This is a genomic window from Micromonospora sp. C31, assembly GCF_018070575.1.
In the GTDB taxonomy this organism is placed as follows: Bacteria; Actinomycetota; Actinomycetes; order Mycobacteriales; family Micromonosporaceae; genus Micromonospora.
The window spans coordinates 76,759-93,173 of the sequence record NZ_JAGPXN010000019.1 but is presented as its reverse complement, the minus strand read 5'-3'; the positions used below and the strand labels follow the sequence as shown (position 1 = coordinate 93,173).

Genomic DNA, 16,415 nt, shown 5'->3' with positions numbered 1-16,415 from the left:
TTCCGTCTTCCTCCAGTGAGGACATCCCACGATATCGGCACTCTATGCGCAAATTCGGACTTACTGGGACGGGTTTAGCAAAGACACGCCGAAATCCATTGCGCCGCGGCCCCCGAGGACCTATGGCGCATCGATCGACGGCGCTCTAGAGTCGCGAGCACGATTCACGTACGACGGGAGGGCGCATGTCGACCGCAGCGATGCCCGAGTTCCCCGCCGGATTCCGCTGGGGAGTGTCCACCTCCGCCTACCAGATCGAGGGCGGCGTCGACGAGAACGGCCGGGGAGCGTCCATCTGGGACACCTTCGCCCACTCCCCCGGCCGGATCGCCGACGGCAGCACCGGCGACGTGGCCTGCGACCACTACCACCGGCACGCCGAGGACGTCGCGCTGCTGGCCGGGCTGGGCGTGTCGGCGTACCGCTTCTCGATCGCCTGGCCCCGGGTCCGGCCCGCCGGCGACGGGCCGGTGAACGCGCGCGGGCTGGACTTCTACGACCGGCTGGTCGACGACCTGCTCGCCCACGACGTCGACCCGGTCGCCACGCTCTTCCACTGGGACCTGCCCCAGTCCCGCCAGGACGCCGGCGGCTGGCTCGCCCGCGACACCGCCCACCGCTTCGCCGAGTACGCCGACGCCACCGCCGCCCGCCTCGGCGACCGGGTGAAGCTCTGGATCACCCTCAACGAGCCGTTCATCCACATGAGCCTCGGCCACGGCACCGGCGAGCACGCCCCCGGCCGGACGCTGCTCTTCGACGCCTTCCCGGTGGCCCACCACCAACTCCTCGCCCACGGTCTCGCCGTCGCCGCGCTGCGGACGCGCACCACCAGCCCGATCGCCATCGCCAACAACTACTCGCCCGTGCGGGCGGCCGGGGACAGCGACGCCGACCGGACGGCCGTCGCCGCGTACGAGGCGCTGCACAACCGGCTCTTCACCGACCCGCTGCTCGGCCGCGGCTACCCCGACGGGCTGGGCTTCGACACCGCCGTGGTGCGCGCCGGGGACCTCGACGTGATCGCCGCGCCGATCGACGTGCTGGGGGTCAACTACTACAACCCGACCGGCGTACGCGCCCCGCAGGAGGGCTCGCCGCTGCCGTTCGAGCTGGTGCCGCTGCAGGGATACCCGCGCACCGCCTTCGACTGGCCGGTCGCCCCCGACGGGCTGCACGAACTGCTCGGCTGGCTGCACCGCACGTACGCCGACGACCTGCCGCCGATCCAGGTCACCGAGAGCGGCTGCGCGTACGACGACGCGCCCGACGCCGACGGCCGGGTGCACGACCCGCAGCGGATCGCCTACCTCGACGGACACCTGCGCGCCGTACGCGCCGCGATGGACGAGGGCGTCGACGTGACCGGCTACTTCGTCTGGTCGCTGCTGGACAACTGGGAGTGGGCGGAGGGCTTCACCAAGCGCTTCGGCCTGGTGCACGTCGACTTCGACACCCAGGTCCGTACGCCCAAGTCCTCGTACGCCTGGTTGCGCGACCTGATCGCCCGGCCGTGACCACCGTCGACCCGACGCCGGCGTCGCTGCCGGCGGCACTCGCCGAGCCGACCGCGCCGGTGCGGCGGGGCTGGATCGCGCTGATCTTCGCGGCGAACCTCGGGGTCTGGATGGCGTTCTTCACGCCCATCCAGGTGCTGCTGCCGCAGCAGCTGGGGCGGATCGCGCCGGCCGACAAGGAGACCGCGCTGGCCGTCGTCACCGGCCTCGGCGCGCTCGCCGCGGTGCTCGCCAACCCCCTCGCCGGGGCGCTGTCGGACCGCACCTGCCTGCGGCTGGCCGGGCGCGAGTTCGGCCGGCGGCACGTCTGGACCGCAGGCGGCGCGCTGCTCGGCGCGGCGGCCCTGGTGCTGCTGTCGCAGCAGCGCACCGTCGCCGGGGTCGCGCTCGGCTGGGTCGCCGCGCAGGTCTGCTTCAACGCGATGCTGGCCAGCCTGACCGCCGCCGTGCCGGACCGGGTGCCGGTCGCCCAGCGCGGCGGCGTCTCCGGCTGGGTCGGCATCCCCCAGGCGCTGGGGCTGGTGCTCGGCGTGGTGCTGGTGACCGCCGTGGTGAGCGGCACCGCCGCCGGCTACGCCACGATGGCGGTTGCCGTGCTGCTGCTGGCGCTGCCGTTCGCGCTGCTCACCGCCGACGACCCGCTGCCCCGGGCACACCGCCCGGCGCTGCGCTGGCGTGCCCTGCTCGCCTCGATGTGGATCTCGCCGCGCCGGCACCCCGACTTCGGCTGGGCCTGGATCACCCGCTTCCTGGTGCAGCTCGGCAACGCGCTCGGCACGCTCTACCTGCTCTACTTCCTCACCGACGAGGTGCGCCACGTCGACCCCGAGGGCGGCCTGCTGGTGCTGATCCTGCTCTACACGGCCGGCCTGGCGGCCACCGCCGTGGTGGCCGGGCGGCTGTCGGACCGCTCCGGCCGGCGCAAGGTCTTCGTCATCGCCGCCGGCGGGATCATGGCGGTCGCCGCGCTGCTGCTGGCCGTCGCCCCGGTCTGGCCGGTGGCCGTGGTCGCCGCGCTGCTGCTCGGCGCCGGCTACGGCGTCTACCTGTCGGTGGACGCCGCGCTCATCACCCAGGTGCTGCCCGCCGCCACCGACCGGGCCAAGGACCTCGGCGTGATCAACATCGCCAACTCCGCCCCGCAGGTGCTCGGTCCGGCGATCTCCGCCCCGCTCGTGGTGCACCTCGGCGGCTATCCGGTGCTCTACGCGGTCACCGCGGCGGTCACCGTGCTGGGCAGCGTGCTGGTGCTGAAGATCCGCTCGGTGCCCTGAGGTGTAAGGAAGGGCCCCTTGCAATCGCTACGCGATTGCAAGGGGCCCTTCCTTACACCGTCGCGCGCCGCCGTAGGCTGGGGACGTGACGGTACGTGTACGCTTCGCCCCCTCCCCGACCGGTATGTTCCACGTCGGCGGCGCCCGCTCGGCGTTGCAGAACTGGATCTACGCCAAGCAGCAGGGCGGGGTGTTCGTGCTCCGCATCGAGGACACCGACGCGGCCCGCAACAAGCCGGAGTGGACCGAGGGCATCCTCTCCGCGCTCGACTGGATCGGCATCGAGCGCGGCAGCTACGAGGGCCCGCACTTCCAGTCCGAGTACGCGGGCGAGCACCGGGCCGCCGCCGCGCGGCTGCACGAGTCCGGCCGCGCCTACTACTGCGACTGCACCCGCGAGGCCGTGCAGGCGCGCACCGGCTCGCAGTACCAGGGCTACGACGGCTTCTGCCGGGACCGGGGCCTGCCGGCCGGTGAGGGACGCGCCCTGCGCTTCCGCACGCCCGACGAGGGCGAGACCGTGGTGGTCGACCTGATCCGCGGCGAGCCGACCTTCGAGAACAAGCTGATCGAGGACTTCGTCATCGCCCGGGGCGACGGCTCGCCGGTCTTCCTGCTCGCCAACGTGGTCGACGACATGACCATGGGGATCACCCATGTGATCCGGGCCGAGGAGCACCTGCCCAACACGCCGAAGCAGCAGTTGCTGTGGGACGCCCTCGGGGTGAAGCCGCCGATCTGGGCGCACGTGCCGGTGGTGGTCAACGAGAAGCGGCAGAAGCTCTCCAAGCGCCGCGACAAGGTGGCCCTGGAGGCGTTCCGGGACGAGGGCTACCTCGCCGCGGCGATGCGCAACTACCTGATGCTGCTCGGCTGGGCGCCGTCGGGCGACCGGGAGATCGTCGAGTGGTCGGTGATCGAGCAGGAGTTCCGGCTGGCGGAGGTCAACCCCTCGCCGGCGTTCTTCGACGAGAAGAAGCTCCGGGCGTTCAACGGCGAGTACATCCGGGCGCTCGGAGTCGAGGAGTTCGTCGAGGCCTGCCGGCCGTGGCTGACGGGCACCGGCACCATCGCCCCGCCGCCGTGGCAGCCGGAGGAGTTCGACGCGGACGCCTTCGCGGCCGTGGCCCCGCTGGCGCAGACCCGGATCGCGCTGCTCAGCGAGATCGTGCCGAACGTCGACTTCCTCTTCCTCGCCGCGCCGCTGATCGACGAGGCCGCCTGGGCCAAGGCGATGAAGGAGGGCTCGGCGGAGCTGCTGGACGCAGCCTTGGCGGCGTTCGAGGCGCTGGAGTCGTGGGACGCGGAGACGCTCAAGTCGACGCTGGAGGCGGTCGGCGCCGAGCGCGGGCTCAAGCTCGGCAAGGCCCAGGCCCCGGTACGCGTCGCGGTCACCGGCCGTACCGTCGGCCTGCCGCTGTTCGAGTCGCTGGAGGTGCTCGGCCGCGAGCGCACCCTGAGCCGGCTGCGCGCCGCCCGGGCCCGCCTGGTCTGAGCGGGCGGGCGGGCACCGACGCGTCGCAGGCGGGCCCGTTACTGCGTGGTCGCGAAGGTTGTCGAGCGGGCCACCCGCCGTCCGCTCAGCGGCGGGCGGAGCGGCGGCGGAGCAGCAGGCCGGCGGCGAGGGCGGCCAGGAGGAGCACGCCGCCGAGCGCCCACAGCCAGCCGCGCCCGGCCGCGCCGTCGCTCTCCTTCGCCGCCGGCACCGCCGGCTCCGGCGTGTCCGTGTCCGCCGGGCCGGGCGCGGCCGAGGTCGGTCCGGTGCCGCTCGACGGCGGTACGGCCGGTGCCGGGGCGGTCGGGCCGGCGGTCGCCGGGCCGGTCGGTGCCTCGGCGGGGGTGCCCGTCGTCAGGGTGAACCGCACCTCCCCGGAGACGGGGTGCCCGTCGCTGGACGCCACCCGGTAGCCGACGACGTAGAGCCCCGCCCGGCCCGGCTTGAACGGCACGCTCACCCGGGAACCGGAGAAGGTCGGGGCGCCGCCCAGCGCGGCCACGTTGTCCGGGCCGGCAACTGTGATCTTCGTCGTACCCGGGTCCACCTTGGCCAGGAAACGCAGCTCGATCCGGGCCGGCGCCTCGGCCACCCGGGCGCCGTTTCGCGGATCGCTGCCGGTCAGCGAGTTGTGAGCGGCCGCCGGTGCGGCCGGCAGCAACAACGACACACCGAGCGCCACGCCGACCACCACTGCCCAGGTATGCGCCACCCGTGGGAACCTGCCCCCCATGAACCCCTCCGTAAAGGTACGATCCGCCCGCTGATCCACGGCCACCGTCCATTGGTCGGACCGGGATCACAGATAGTTCCAATTACTGTTCCACGAGCTGCAACCGATCGACGTTCTGCGCAGTCTTAGGGGTGGCACCCGACACGGGTTCGGTCACCCCCGTCAGCCAACCAACGCGTGACCTGCAGCAAGCCACCCATCGAACGGGGCGAGGAGGCGGCGATGGTCCGAAAGATGCGGCGGCTGGTCGCGGTGTTGACAGGCGGGCTCGCGGCGGCGGTTCTGTCGCTCGGCCCGGCCACGGCGGCGACGGCGACGACGCCGGCGGCACCGAAGCCCCCACCGGCCGGAGTGCAGATCACCGGGGAAGGGCTGGCGGAGCCGCTGCGGCTGCGCGCCGAGTCCCAGCCGGCGCACGTGGTGGCGATCATCGACCAGGTCAACTTCCTCGGCCGCACGGGGCAGGCCAAGGGTCCGAAGGCGACCGACCTCGGTCCGAAGTACACGGTCGTGGTCTTCGCCGGTGACGTCGCGAAGCAGACGTACGACCTCTATCCGAAGGCGGTCGGCGGGCCGCGCGTCTTCCGGCCGGCCAAGCAGCCGGACGCCCGCAAGACCATCGCCGGCTGGTTCCTCGGCCGGCTCAACATGTCGGAGACCCTCCGCACGGCGGGCGTCCCGCTCGAACGACAGTTCGACACGGTCAGTGGCGGCGTCGGCGGCGGCGAACGGGTCATCCCGGAGGAAGCCCTCAACCCCGCGAAGGACATCGGCGAGGCGCTCGGCGAGTTGCAGCGGCTGCTGCTGCTCAACGTCGCGGTGGTGCTGGTCATCACGTCGGGAATCGCCGGGATCGCGCTGCTGGTCCGCCGCCGCACCCGCTGAGCCACCCCACCGGCCGGCCCACCTTTCGGCTGGCAGGCCCCGCCGGGCTGGCCCGGGGCTGACAGGCCCCGCCGCCGGGTGCACGCCGGCCGCCAGGACCCGCACGAGCACCGTGTCCGGACCGACCGGCGGGTCGGGCAGGTCCCGGACGGTCAGCAAGTCGGCCGGGCCGTACGCGTCGATCGCGACGCCATCACCGCGAGCACGCTAGCGGCCGGACGGCGTCCCCGTGGTCAGCACCAACGACGCGGCGGCCGCTGGCCGCGGGTCACGCGCGGCCGGGGGCGGACCGGGCCGTGCCGGTGCGCGCCGGCCCAGCCGGGCAGGTCGCTGCGGCAGCCCTGCGCCGCCGGCTCGACCTCGCCGGCCGGAGTCGGTTCGGCGACGCGCGGCCGGGGCACCGGGACGTCGTCTTCGGGGCGCTCGGGGGCGCGGGCCGGGTGCTCCGGGAACCCGTTGGGCGGCCGACGGTGCTTGGCCGCCGCCTGCTGCTCGTGGTGGCCCGGCCGGCAGGACTCGCCCTGGGCGCAGCCGTGCTCGGCCTCCCCGTGCGCCATCCCGGTCTCCTCACGCTCGCCCCGCCCGCCGGGGTCCCTCCGACGGGCCCTGTCACCGTACTGGCCCCCACCGACCCCCCCACACCCACCCGACTCCCCGTCCCCGCCCCTCCCCCGGCTGCCTCCCCGCCCATCGCGATCATGCAGGTGTGGTGGTCGCTTCGTTCACCGGTGCAGCTTTCGTCCCCCCCGCCATGACTGTGTGATCGGCGGAAACGGGCGTGATGTGGGTGTGGTGGGATCGGGGGGTGGGAGCGGCTGGCTGGGTCGGACCCGGGACGGGTGGGCGGGATGTCATGCTCGCCGGCGCGTCGCTGGTCGGCGGGGCGGTCATGTACGGGCTGGGCACCCAGCCGCAACTGTCCTGGCAACCTGAGGTGCGGGAACCGCTGTTCCTGCTGCCACTGGCGGTGGTCTGCGTGGCGGTGGGTCTGCGCCGGGTCGCCACCCGGGCCAGCCTGGCGCTCGGCACGGTGGCGGTGCTCGCCGACCTCGCGATGGGCGGCTCGCTGGCCACCGTCCTGGTCTACACCCAGGTGCTCTACGACGCGTGCGTGTTCGGCTCGACCCGGACGTGGCGCCGGCTGCTCCGGGTCACGGTCGGGCTGAGCATCCTCGGCACGGCGGCGGGTGTGCTGCTGAAGGGCGACTGGCAGGGCGTGGGCTTCGGGGTGCCCGTGGTCCTGGCCGGGGTGCTGCCGGTGCTCACCGGGATCAGCGTGCGGCAGTACCGGGACCAGGCGGCCGCCGAGCGGGCGCGGGCCGAGCAGACGGCCCGGCTGGTGGAACTGGACCGCCGGCAGGCGGTCGGCGCGGAGCGGGCCCGGATGGCCCGGGAACTGCACGACGTGATCGCCAACCACCTGAGCGCGGTGGCCATCCACGCCACGGCCGCGCTCTCGGTGCCCGGGCTCGACCGGTCGCAGGTCGAGTCGGCGCTGCGGGTGATCCGGGAGAGCAGCGTGCAGGGGTTGGGCGAGATGCGGCAGATGATCGACCTGCTGCGGGAACCGACGGAGGGCGGGACGGCCGTCGACGCGACGGAGGAGACGACCCGCGCGCGGCTCAGCGAGCTGGACGGCCTGGTCGGCCGGGTCCGCGCGGCCGGGCTGACCGTACGGACGACCCGCCGCGGCGAGCCCCGCGCGCTGCCGGTCGGGGTGGACCTCGCCGCGTACCGGATCGTGCAGGAGTCGCTGACCAACGCCCTCAAGCACGGCGCCGGCGAGGCCGACCTGCTGGTCGCGTACGAGCCGGCGGGGGTGGTGGTGGGTGTGGACAACCCGGTCGGCGCCGGCCGTGGCACGCTGACCGGCGCGGGCGCCGGCCTGATCGGGATGCGGGAGCGGGCGGTGCTGCTGAACGGCCGGTTCGCCGCCGGCCGGGCGGGGGGCCACTGGCGGGTACGGGTCGAGCTGCCCACGGAGGCGGCGCCGTGCGGGGACGGGACGTGACATGGCCGAGGTGATCCGGGTGCTGCTCGCCGACGACCAGGCGGTGGTGCGGGCCGGGCTGGTGCTGATCCTGGCCGGAGCGGCCGGCGTCGAGGTGGTGGGCGAGGCCGAGGACGGTGCCGAGGCGGTCCGGCTGTGCCGGGAGCTGCGCCCGGACGTCGCGGTGCTGGACGTGCGGATGCCCCGGCTGGACGGCATCTCGGCCACCCGGGAGATCGTCGCCGACCGGCTCGCCGACGTGCTCGTGCTCACCACCTTCGACCTCGACGAGTACGTCTTCGGTGCGCTGCGGGCCGGCGCGGCCGGCTTCGTGCTCAAGGACACCGACGCCGAGGGGCTGGTGGCGGCGGTACGGACGGTCGCCCGGGGCGAGGGGTTCATCGCCCCGGCGGTCACCCGCCGCCTGATCACCGCGTTCGCGGCGACCGCCCCGACCACCTCCGCCGCGACCCGGGGGGCGGTGGAAGCGCTGACCCCCCGGGAGCGCGACGTGCTCGCCTGCCTCGGGCTCGGGTTGTCCAACCAGCAGGTCGCCGACCGGCTGGCGCTGGCCGAGAGCACCACCAAGACCCACGTCAGCCGGATCCTCGCCAAGCTGGACCTGCGCAGCCGGGTGCAGGCCGCCATCCTGGCCCAGGAGCTGGGGCTGCCCGTCCCGCCGCCGGCCTGACCCGTCGCCGCCGGCGGCGCGGGCAGGCACGCGGCCCGGCAGGCGGGCAGCCCGGCAGGCACGCGGCCCGGCAGGCGGGCAGCCCGGAGCCACGGCAGGCGGGCCGCCCGGGGCGGAGGCGCAGGTCGGGGCGTGTCACGCTGGGGCGGTGAGCGACCCAGGCGGGACGGAACTGTCGGCCACGCTGCGCCGGATCGAGCGGGCGGCGGGGGCGCTGGCCAGCGCCAGCGTGGCCCGGATGGACGAGGCGCTGCCCTGGTTCCGCGACCTGCCGCCCGACCACCGTTCCTGGGTGATGCTGGTGGCCCAGGCCGGTGCCCGGTCGCTGGTGCAGTGGCTACGTGACGGCGGCGGCACGGCGGACAGCACGCAGGAGGTCTCGGACGAGGTCTTCGCCACCGCCCCACAGGCGCTCGCCCGCTCGATCAGCCTCCAACAGACCGTCGCGCTGGTGAAGGTGATGATCGACGTGGTCGAGGAGCAGGTCTCGCACCTGGCGGCGGAGGGTGAGGAGCAGCAGTTGCTCGAGGCGGTGCTGCGGTTCTCCCGGGAGATCGCCTTCGCCGCCGCCCGCGTGTACGCCCGGGCCGCCGAGTCGCGTGGGTCGTGGGACGCCCGGTTGCAGGCGCTGCTGGTGGACGCGTTGCTGCGCGGCGACTCGCCGGACGTGCTGGCGAGCCGGGCGGCGGCGCTCGGCTGGGCGGACGCCCCGCCGGTGGCGGTGGCGGTCGGCCGCTCCCCCGGCGGCGAGGTCTCCGCCGTGCTGCACACGGCCCACCGGCACGCCCGGCGCATCGACACGGAGGTGATCGGCGGGGTGCACGGCGACCGGCTGGTCATCGTGCTCGGTGGCGCCGCCGACCCGGTCGCGGCCACCGGCAAGCTGCTCGGCGCGTTCGGGGAGGGGCCGGTGGTGGTCGGTCCGGCCGTGCCGAGCCTGGACGAGGCGACCGAGTCGGCGCGCGCGGCACTGGCCGGCTTCCGGGCCGCCCCGGCCTGGCCGACCGCGCCCCGACCGGTGCCGGCGGACGACCTGCTGCCGGAGCGGGCGCTGGCCGGGGACGCGGAGGCGCGTCGGCGGCTGCGGCACGACGTCTACGCGGCGCTGGTGCGGGCCGGCGGGGAACTGCTGGAGACCCTCGACGCCTTCTTCGCGGCCGGTGGCACGCTGGAGAGCGCCGCGCGGTCCCTGTTCGTGCACCCGAACACGGTGCGCTACCGGCTGCGGCGGATCTCCGACGTCACCGGTTTCTCGCCGCTCGCGGCGCGGGACGCGTTCGCGCTCCAGGTGGCCCTCACCGTCGGGCGCCTCGACCCGGTGGTCCCGGTGGCACCAACCCAGACATTGCCCCCAGGTGTCACCAAAACCTTACCCACGGGTGATGATCGCCGCCGATCTTTGTAGGATTCCTCCAAAGGTTCTAGTGCGGTTTGGTCGGGGGCGGCACAGCGCTACCCGCGCGTATCCGGGAGAGTCATAGACGTGCTCGCCGTACTCTCGCCCGGCCAGGGTTCCCAGAAACCCGGCTTCCTGACTCCCTGGCTCGACCTCACCGGCGCCGTGGCACGCCTGCGCTGGTGGTCCGCGCTGGCCCGGGTCGACCTGGTGCACCTCGGCACCACGGCCGACGCGGACGAGATCAGGGACACCGCGCGGACCCAGCCGCTGCTGGTCGCCGCCGCGCTGCTGGCCGCCGAGCACCTGCCGATGTACGACGTCACGCTCACCGCCGGCCACAGCGTGGGCGAACTGGGCGCGGCGACGCTCGCCGGGGTGCTCCCGGCGGATGCGGCGATCACCCTGGCCGGCGTACGCGGCCGGGAGATGGCCGCCGCCTGCGCGCTGGAGCCGACCGGGATGGCCGCCGTGCTGGGCGGGGACCCGGACGAGGTGCTCGCCTCGATCACCGCGCACGGGCTGCACCCGGCAAATCGCAACGGCGCCGGCCAGTTCGTCGCCGCCGGCGCCGCCGAAGGGCTGGACAAGCTCGCCGCCGAGCCACCGGCGAAGGCCCGGGTGATCCGCCTGAAGGTGGCCGGCGCCTTCCACACCCCGTACATGGCCCCGGCCGAGGCGGCGCTGGCCGCCGTGGCCGCCGGGATCACCCCGACCGACCCGGCCCGGATCCTGCTGTCGAACCTCGACGGCGCCGCGGTCAACCACGGGCGCGACATGGTGCAGCGCCTGGTCCGCCAGGTCACCGCGCCGGTGCGCTGGGACCTCTGCATGCGCACCCTGGCCGACCTCGGGGTGACCGGCGTGATCGAGCTGCCCCCGGCCGGCACCCTCGCGGGCCTGGTGAAACGGGAGCTCAAGGGGGCCGACGCCCCCGAGGTCGTCACCCTCAACACCCCGGACGACCTGCCCGCCGCCCGGGACCTGATCGCCCGACACGGGATGGCGCCCAGCCACGAGCCGACCATGCACTTCCGCGTGGTGGTGGCCCCGGCCGCCGGCACCTTCGAGCCGGCCCGGGACCTCGCCGAGGGCGACCCGCTCCGCACCGGTCAGGTCGTCGGTCACGTGGCCACCCGGCAGGGCCCCGTCGAGGTGGCCGCCCACACCGACGGCGTACTCACCGAGTGGCTCGCCCACCACGACGACCCGGTCGCCCCGGGCCAACCGCTCGTCCGCATCGGAGGTCACCCGTGAGCGCGAGGAATGAGCCGGGTCTGCGAGTCCCGCAGTCGCGAACGAAGAACAGCCCCGTGAGCGCGAGGAATGAGCCGGGTCTGCGAGTCCCGCAGTCGCGAACGAAAGGACAGCTCCGATGACCGGCAGCCGGATCGTCGCGCTGGGGCACTACCAGCCCTCCCGGGTGGTCACCAACGACGACATCGCCCAGCTGGTCGAGACCAGCGACGAGTGGATCCGGGACCGGGTCGGCATCGTCAGCCGGCGGATCGCCAACGGCGAGACGGTCGCCGACATGGCCGCCGCCGCAGCCGGGAAGGCCCTGGCCAACTCCGGGCTCACCGCCGCCGACATCGACCTGGTCGTGGTGGCGACGTGCAGCTCCGCCGACCGCAGCCCCAACGTGGCCTGCCGGGTCGCCGCCAAGCTCGGCATCACCGCGCCCGGGGCGTTCGACCTCAACACGGCCTGCTCCGGCTTCGCGTACGCGCTGGGCACCGTCGACCACGCCATCCGGGCCGGCGCCTCGCGCAACGCCCTGGTCGTCGGCGCGGAGAAGCTGTCCGACATCGTCGACTGGACGGACCGGTCCACCTGCATCATCTTCGCCGACGGCGCCGGCGCCGCCGTGGTGTCGGCCGTCGGCGAGGGTGAGCCCGCCGGTGTCGGCCCGGTGGTCTGGGGCTCGGTGCCGGAGCGGGGCGACGCGGTACGCATCGAGGGCTGGCGCCCGTACATCCAGCAGGAGGGCCAGTCGGTCTTCCGCTGGGCCACCACGGAGCTGGCGCCGCTGGCCCGGCAGGCGTGCGAGCGCGCCGGGGTGGAGCCGTCGGAGCTGGCCGCCTTCGTACCGCACCAGGCCAACTCCCGGATCATCGACGGCATCGTCAAGCGGCTCGGCATCCCGAACGCGATCGTCGCCAAGGACATCGTCGAGTCCGGCAACACGTCGGCGGCGAGCGTGCCACTGGCCCTGTCCAAGCTGGTCGAGCGGCGGGAGGTGCCGTCCGGCGCCCCGGTGCTGCTCTTCGGCTTCGGCGGCGGCCTGACCTACGCCGGTCAGGTCGTCCGCTGCCCCTGAAAGCCCCTCCGGCCGCGTGCCGGGGAGTGACGGCCGGCGTCGTCGGCCGTCGAATGATCCACGATGAGAGGAACCAACCGCAATGACCCGTGACGAGATCACCGCCGGCCTCGCCGAGATCCTCGAAGAGGTTGCCGGGGTGAACCCGGACGACGTGGCCGAGGGGAAGTCCTTCACCGACGACCTGGACGTCGACTCGCTCTCCATGGTGGAGGTCGTGGTGGCGGCCGAGGAGAAGTTCGGCGTCAAGATCCCGGACAACGAGGTGCAGAACCTCAAGACCGTCGGGGACGCCGTCAGCTACATCGAGGCGCAGTCCTGATCATGGCTCACACCGACGTCGTCGTCACCGGGCTCGGCGCGACCACCCCGCTGGGCGGGGACGTCGCGTCGACCTGGGACGCCATGCTCGCCGGCCGCTCCGGGGTGGGTCCGCTCACCCAGGAGTGGGCCGAGCAACTGCCGGTCCGGATCGCCGCCCGGCTCGCGGTCGAGCCGACCGGTCTGATCGACCGGGTCAAGCTCCGCCGGCTCGACCGTTCCGAGGCGATCGCGATCATCGCGGCGCAGCAGGCCTGGGCGGACTCCGGGCTGGCCGACTCCGGGCTGGATCCGGAGCGGCTGGGCGTCAGCGTCGGCTCCGGCATCGGCGGCGCGCTGACGCTGCTCGCCCAGGACGACATCCTGGAGGCGTCCGGCCCGCGGCGGGTCTCCCCGCACACCATCCCGATGCTGATGCCGAACGGCCCCGCCGCCTGGGTGGGGCTGGAGCTGGGCGCGAAGGCCGGGGTGCACTCGGTGGCCAGCGCCTGCGCGACGGGCGCGGAGGCGATCGCGCTCGGCATGGACATGATCCGCGCCGGCCGCGCCGACGTGGTGGTGGCCGGCGGCACCGAAGCGGTCATCCACCAGCTGCCGATCGCCGGCTTCAGCTCGATGCGGGCGATGTCGACCCGCAACGACGAGCCGGAGCGGGCCTCCCGCCCGTGGGACAAGGGCCGTGACGGCTTCGTGCTCGGTGAGGGCGCGGGCATCCTGGTGCTGGAGCGGGCCGAGCACGCCGCCGCCCGGGGCGCCCGGGTCTACGCCCGGCTGGCCGGCGCCGGGCTCACCTCCGACGGCTACGACATCGTCCAGCCGCACCCGGAGGGCGAGGGCGCCATCCGGGCGATCGCGAAGGCGATCGCGGACGCGGACGTCGCCAGGGCGGACATCGTGCACGTCAACGCGCACGCCACGTCGACCCCGGTCGGCGACGTCGCGGAGATCACCGCGCTGCGGGCGGCGCTGGGCGACCACCCGGTGCTGACCTCGACCAAGTCGATGTCCGGTCACCTGCTGGGCGCGGCGGGCGCCCTGGAGTCGATCGCCACCATCCTGGCGATCCGCGACGGCGTCGTACCGCCGACGATCAACCTGGACGACCCCGACGACGGGCTCAGCCTGGACGTGGCCGCCAACGAGGCACGCCACCTGGACATCCCCGCCGCGCTGAACAACTCGTTCGGCTTCGGCGGTCACAACGTGGCTCTCGTCTTCACGCGGGCCTGAGACCACAGCCATGGAGGCTCACGTGACCACCACCGCCGTCGGCGTGGACCCGTCTTCCGTCGTGGACCACCGGGATCCCGAGGTACGGCTCCGGGCGCTGTTCGACGCGGGATCGTTGCGACTGTCGGTGCCGCGCGACACCTCGGGCGTGTTGTGGGCGCGCGGCGAGGTCGAGGGGTCGCCGGTCGTCGCGTACGCCACCGACGCGACGCGGATGGGCGGGGCGATGGGCACCGAAGGGTGCCGGCACGTCGTGGACGCCATCGACACCGCGGTACGGGAGCGGGTGCCCGTGGTGGGGCTGTGGCACTCGGGCGGGGCACGGCTGGCCGAGGGCGTGGTCGCCCTGGACGCGGTGGGCCAGGTGTTCGCGGCGATGGTGCGGGCCTCGGGGCGGGTGCCGCAGATCTCCACGGTGCTCGGTCCGGCGGCCGGTGGCGCCGCGTACGGGCCGGCGCTGACCGACATCGTGGTCATGAGCGGCGCGGGCCGGATCTTCGTGACCGGCCCGGAGGTGGTCCGCAGCGTCACCGGCGAGCGGGTCGACATGGCGCGCCTCGGTGGGCCCGAGCCGCACGGCCGCCGCTCCGGGGTGGTCCACGTGACCTGCGCCGACGACGAGTCGGCGATCAGCGAGTCGCGCAAGCTCGCGGCGTTGCTGGGCCGGCAGGGGCGGCTGTCGCCCGACGACGTGTCCGCCCAGGACGAGGGGGGTCACGACCTGACGGCGAAGATGCCGGCCGAGCCGAACCGCGCCTACGACGTCAAGCCGGTGGTCAAGGCGCTGCTGGACGCCCCCGGGGTGGAGCTGCACGCCAAGTGGGCGCCCAACGTGGTGACCACCCTGGGTCGCTTCGCCGGGCGCACCGTCGGGGTCGTCGCGAACAACCCGCTGCGCCTGGGCGGCTGCCTGGACGCGTCCAGCGCCGAGAAGGCCGCCCGGTTCGTGCGCATGTGCGACTCCCTCGGCGTGCCGCTGATCGTCCTGGTCGACGTCCCCGGCTACCTGCCCGGCCTCGGCCAGGAGTGGGACGGCGTCGTCCGGCGCGGCGCGAAGCTCCTGCACGCCTTCGCCGAGGCCGTCGTGCCCCGGGTCACCCTGGTCACCCGCAAGGCCTACGGCGGGGCGTACATCGCGATGAACTCCCGCGCCCTGGGCGCCACCGCCGTGTTCGCCTGGCCCAACGCCGAGGTAGCCGTGATGGGCGCCGGCGCCGCGGTCAACATCCTGCACCGCAAGAAGCTGGCCGCCGTCCCCGCCGAGGAGCGCGAGACGCTGCGCGCGCAGCTCGTCGAGGAGCAGACCCGCATCGCCGGCGGCGTCAACCGGGCCCTCGAGATCGGCGTCGTGGACGACGTCATCACCCCCGCCGAGACCCGCCGTCGCATCGCCGGGGCCCTCGCCGCCGCCCCGGCGGCCCGGGGCGCGCACGGCAACATCCCCCTGTAAGCCGACCACGGCACCCATGCGGCCACCGCGCGACGGCCGGCCGCGCGCCGGGGCCGCGTACACCGCGAGGGCCCGCGCTCAGCACGAGCGCGGGCCCTCGCGCGTCGCTCAGCCCTGGTTACGGGGGTGTCGGCGGGCGGTCCGCTCGTTGCCCCGGCGGTAGTTGCCGGTCCATCGGGCCATGACGAGTTGCGGGTCGCCGTCGACCTCGGCGAGGAACTCCGCCGCCCGGCCGCCGCGCAGGGTGCCCGCCGCCCGGCCGTGGTGGGTGATCACGATCGTGCCGTCCGACCGCTCGACGTACGCGAAACCCTCTGCTGTCCCCATGGGCGCACAGGCTGCCATGCTCGGCGGTCGACCGCGAACGGGTTACCGGGTCGACTCTTCGCGGGCGGGAGAGCGCGGGCGGATACGTGCACGTTCTTCGACCTCTGCGAACGTCGCAACCTGGTCGCACTCCTCGGGCGTCAGTTTGTTGATCAACACTTTGCCTGCCTGGGCCTGCGCGGTGGTGGGCAGGTCCCCGGCGACGAGTGAGGGCAGGACCAGTTCGTAGCCGACCCTCGCCCGCGCGCTGTACCGCGTGCGGCTGCGGGCAACGGCGAAACTGACGCGGATGGCGTGCTCGTTTCCGGGCGGCACGTTCGGCCGATCCACCTCCCGGGCGGCGAAGCGCACCTCGTGGTAGTAGGCGCACCGCTGGCAGGCAGCCGGCCCTCTGGTCAGCGCGGACTGGCACTGCGGGCACGTCAGGCGGTCGAGGGCGGCGTCGACGACGCGCCAGTCATGCTCCTCGGGAGCATCGACGACGAGCCAGCCCAACGCCGTCTCCTCCGGCGAACCGCTGGCGACCTCCCACTCGCCGAGCAGGCGCGCCCAGGCCAGGTCGAGTTCCGCCTCGATCCCACCGATGGCCCGGGCCAGGGCCGGGCTGCGCCACGCCCGCACGGTGTCAGCCATGAGTCGAGCATCGCCCATCGGTGGACCCGACGACACCGGGTTTGCCGTGGCCGGCCGTCGCCCTGACGCGCGGCTGCCCGGCTCGACCGGATTGACGTCGCCGCTCCGCGCCGCTTTGATGAGCCGGCTCATCGGTCAACGGGGGGAAACGGA

General features: G+C 74.2%; 15 protein-coding genes and 1 pseudogene. 12 read left to right on the top strand and 4 right to left on the bottom strand.

What is annotated here, in order from left to right; genetic code table 11:
* Positions 1–185 precede the first annotated feature (185 nt).
* The 3 genes from KBX06_RS22440 to gltX all read left to right on the top strand — a co-directional run bounded on the left by KBX06_RS22440 (position 186) and on the right by gltX (position 4,286).
* The gene (locus KBX06_RS22440) at positions 186–1,517 is read left to right on the top strand and encodes a GH1 family beta-glucosidase (protein ID WP_247686459.1); all 1,332 of its coding nucleotides are present in this window, start codon (positions 186–188) and stop codon (positions 1,515–1,517) included.
* Positions 1,514–2,791, top strand: coding sequence for an MFS transporter (locus KBX06_RS22435; RefSeq protein ID WP_210838302.1), 1,278 nt, complete (start codon positions 1,514–1,516; stop codon positions 2,789–2,791). The genes KBX06_RS22440 and KBX06_RS22435 overlap by 4 nt, the downstream gene beginning before the upstream one ends.
* An 85-nt stretch (positions 2,792–2,876) precedes the next feature.
* On the top strand, positions 2,877–4,286 hold the full coding sequence (gene gltX / locus KBX06_RS22430) for a glutamate--tRNA ligase (RefSeq protein ID WP_210838300.1): 1,410 nt from the start codon (positions 2,877–2,879) through the stop codon (positions 4,284–4,286).
* Positions 4,287–4,371: 85 nt separating this feature from the next.
* Here the strand turns inward: gltX and KBX06_RS22425 are convergent, their stop codons facing one another.
* Positions 4,372–4,998 carry a copper resistance protein CopC gene (locus KBX06_RS22425; protein WP_307854721.1) on the bottom strand — a complete coding sequence of 209 codons (627 nt, stop codon included), beginning with the start codon at positions 4,996–4,998 and terminating at the stop codon, positions 4,372–4,374.
* A 243-nt stretch (positions 4,999–5,241) separates the two neighbouring features.
* Between KBX06_RS22425 and KBX06_RS22420 the strand changes: the two genes are divergently transcribed.
* Positions 5,242–5,904, top strand: coding sequence for a hypothetical protein (locus KBX06_RS22420; RefSeq protein ID WP_210838296.1), 663 nt, complete (start codon positions 5,242–5,244; stop codon positions 5,902–5,904).
* A 233-nt stretch (positions 5,905–6,137) separates the two neighbouring features.
* On the opposite strand, the gene KBX06_RS22415 is transcribed toward KBX06_RS22420, so the two are convergent.
* Positions 6,138–6,461: a hypothetical protein gene (locus KBX06_RS22415; RefSeq protein ID WP_210838294.1), complete on the bottom strand. Its 324-nt coding sequence runs from the start codon at positions 6,459–6,461 to the stop codon at positions 6,138–6,140.
* A 296-nt stretch (positions 6,462–6,757) separates the two neighbouring features.
* Here KBX06_RS22415 and KBX06_RS22410 point away from each other — a divergent pair, with 296 nt between their 5' ends.
* The 8 genes and pseudogenes from KBX06_RS22410 (at position 6,758) to KBX06_RS22375 (ending at position 15,302) form a co-directional block, all read left to right on the top strand.
* A complete protein-coding gene (locus KBX06_RS22410) occupies positions 6,758–7,915 on the top strand; it encodes a sensor histidine kinase (RefSeq protein ID WP_210838292.1) in 1,158 nt (385 codons plus the stop codon).
* 1 nt (position 7,916) lies between these two features.
* Complete coding sequence (locus KBX06_RS22405) at positions 7,917–8,585, top strand: response regulator transcription factor (protein ID WP_210838290.1); 669 nt, start codon at positions 7,917–7,919, stop codon at positions 8,583–8,585.
* Positions 8,586–8,646: 61 nt separating this feature from the next.
* Positions 8,647–9,990, top strand: a pseudogene (locus KBX06_RS22400) (PucR family transcriptional regulator); the annotation flags it as partial.
* Between the two features lie 78 nt (positions 9,991–10,068).
* Positions 10,069–11,238, top strand: a complete 1,170-nt coding sequence (locus tag KBX06_RS22395; RefSeq protein WP_210838286.1) for an acyltransferase domain-containing protein — start codon at positions 10,069–10,071, stop codon at positions 11,236–11,238.
* 118 nt (positions 11,239–11,356) lie between these two features.
* The gene (locus KBX06_RS22390) at positions 11,357–12,301 is read left to right on the top strand and encodes a beta-ketoacyl-ACP synthase III (RefSeq protein WP_210838284.1); all 945 of its coding nucleotides are present in this window, start codon (positions 11,357–11,359) and stop codon (positions 12,299–12,301) included.
* Positions 12,302–12,383: 82 nt separating this feature from the next.
* Positions 12,384–12,623, top strand: coding sequence for an acyl carrier protein (locus KBX06_RS22385; RefSeq protein WP_007072348.1), 240 nt, complete (start codon positions 12,384–12,386; stop codon positions 12,621–12,623).
* A 2-nt stretch (positions 12,624–12,625) separates the two neighbouring features.
* Positions 12,626–13,852, top strand: a complete 1,227-nt coding sequence (gene fabF / locus KBX06_RS22380; RefSeq protein ID WP_210838282.1) for a beta-ketoacyl-ACP synthase II — start codon at positions 12,626–12,628, stop codon at positions 13,850–13,852.
* Between the two features lie 10 nt (positions 13,853–13,862).
* Positions 13,863–15,302: an acyl-CoA carboxylase subunit beta gene (locus KBX06_RS22375; RefSeq protein ID WP_210838280.1), complete on the top strand. Its 1,440-nt coding sequence runs from the start codon at positions 13,863–13,865 to the stop codon at positions 15,300–15,302.
* 108 nt (positions 15,303–15,410) lie between these two features.
* Here KBX06_RS22375 and KBX06_RS22370 read toward each other — a convergent pair whose 3' ends face one another.
* Complete coding sequence (locus KBX06_RS22370; RefSeq protein ID WP_210838278.1) at positions 15,411–15,629, bottom strand: hypothetical protein; 219 nt, start codon at positions 15,627–15,629, stop codon at positions 15,411–15,413.
* A 42-nt stretch (positions 15,630–15,671) separates the two neighbouring features.
* Positions 15,672–16,394: a hypothetical protein gene (locus KBX06_RS22365; protein ID WP_247686458.1), complete on the bottom strand. Its 723-nt coding sequence runs from the start codon at positions 16,392–16,394 to the stop codon at positions 15,672–15,674.
* Positions 16,395–16,415 lie beyond the last annotated feature (21 nt).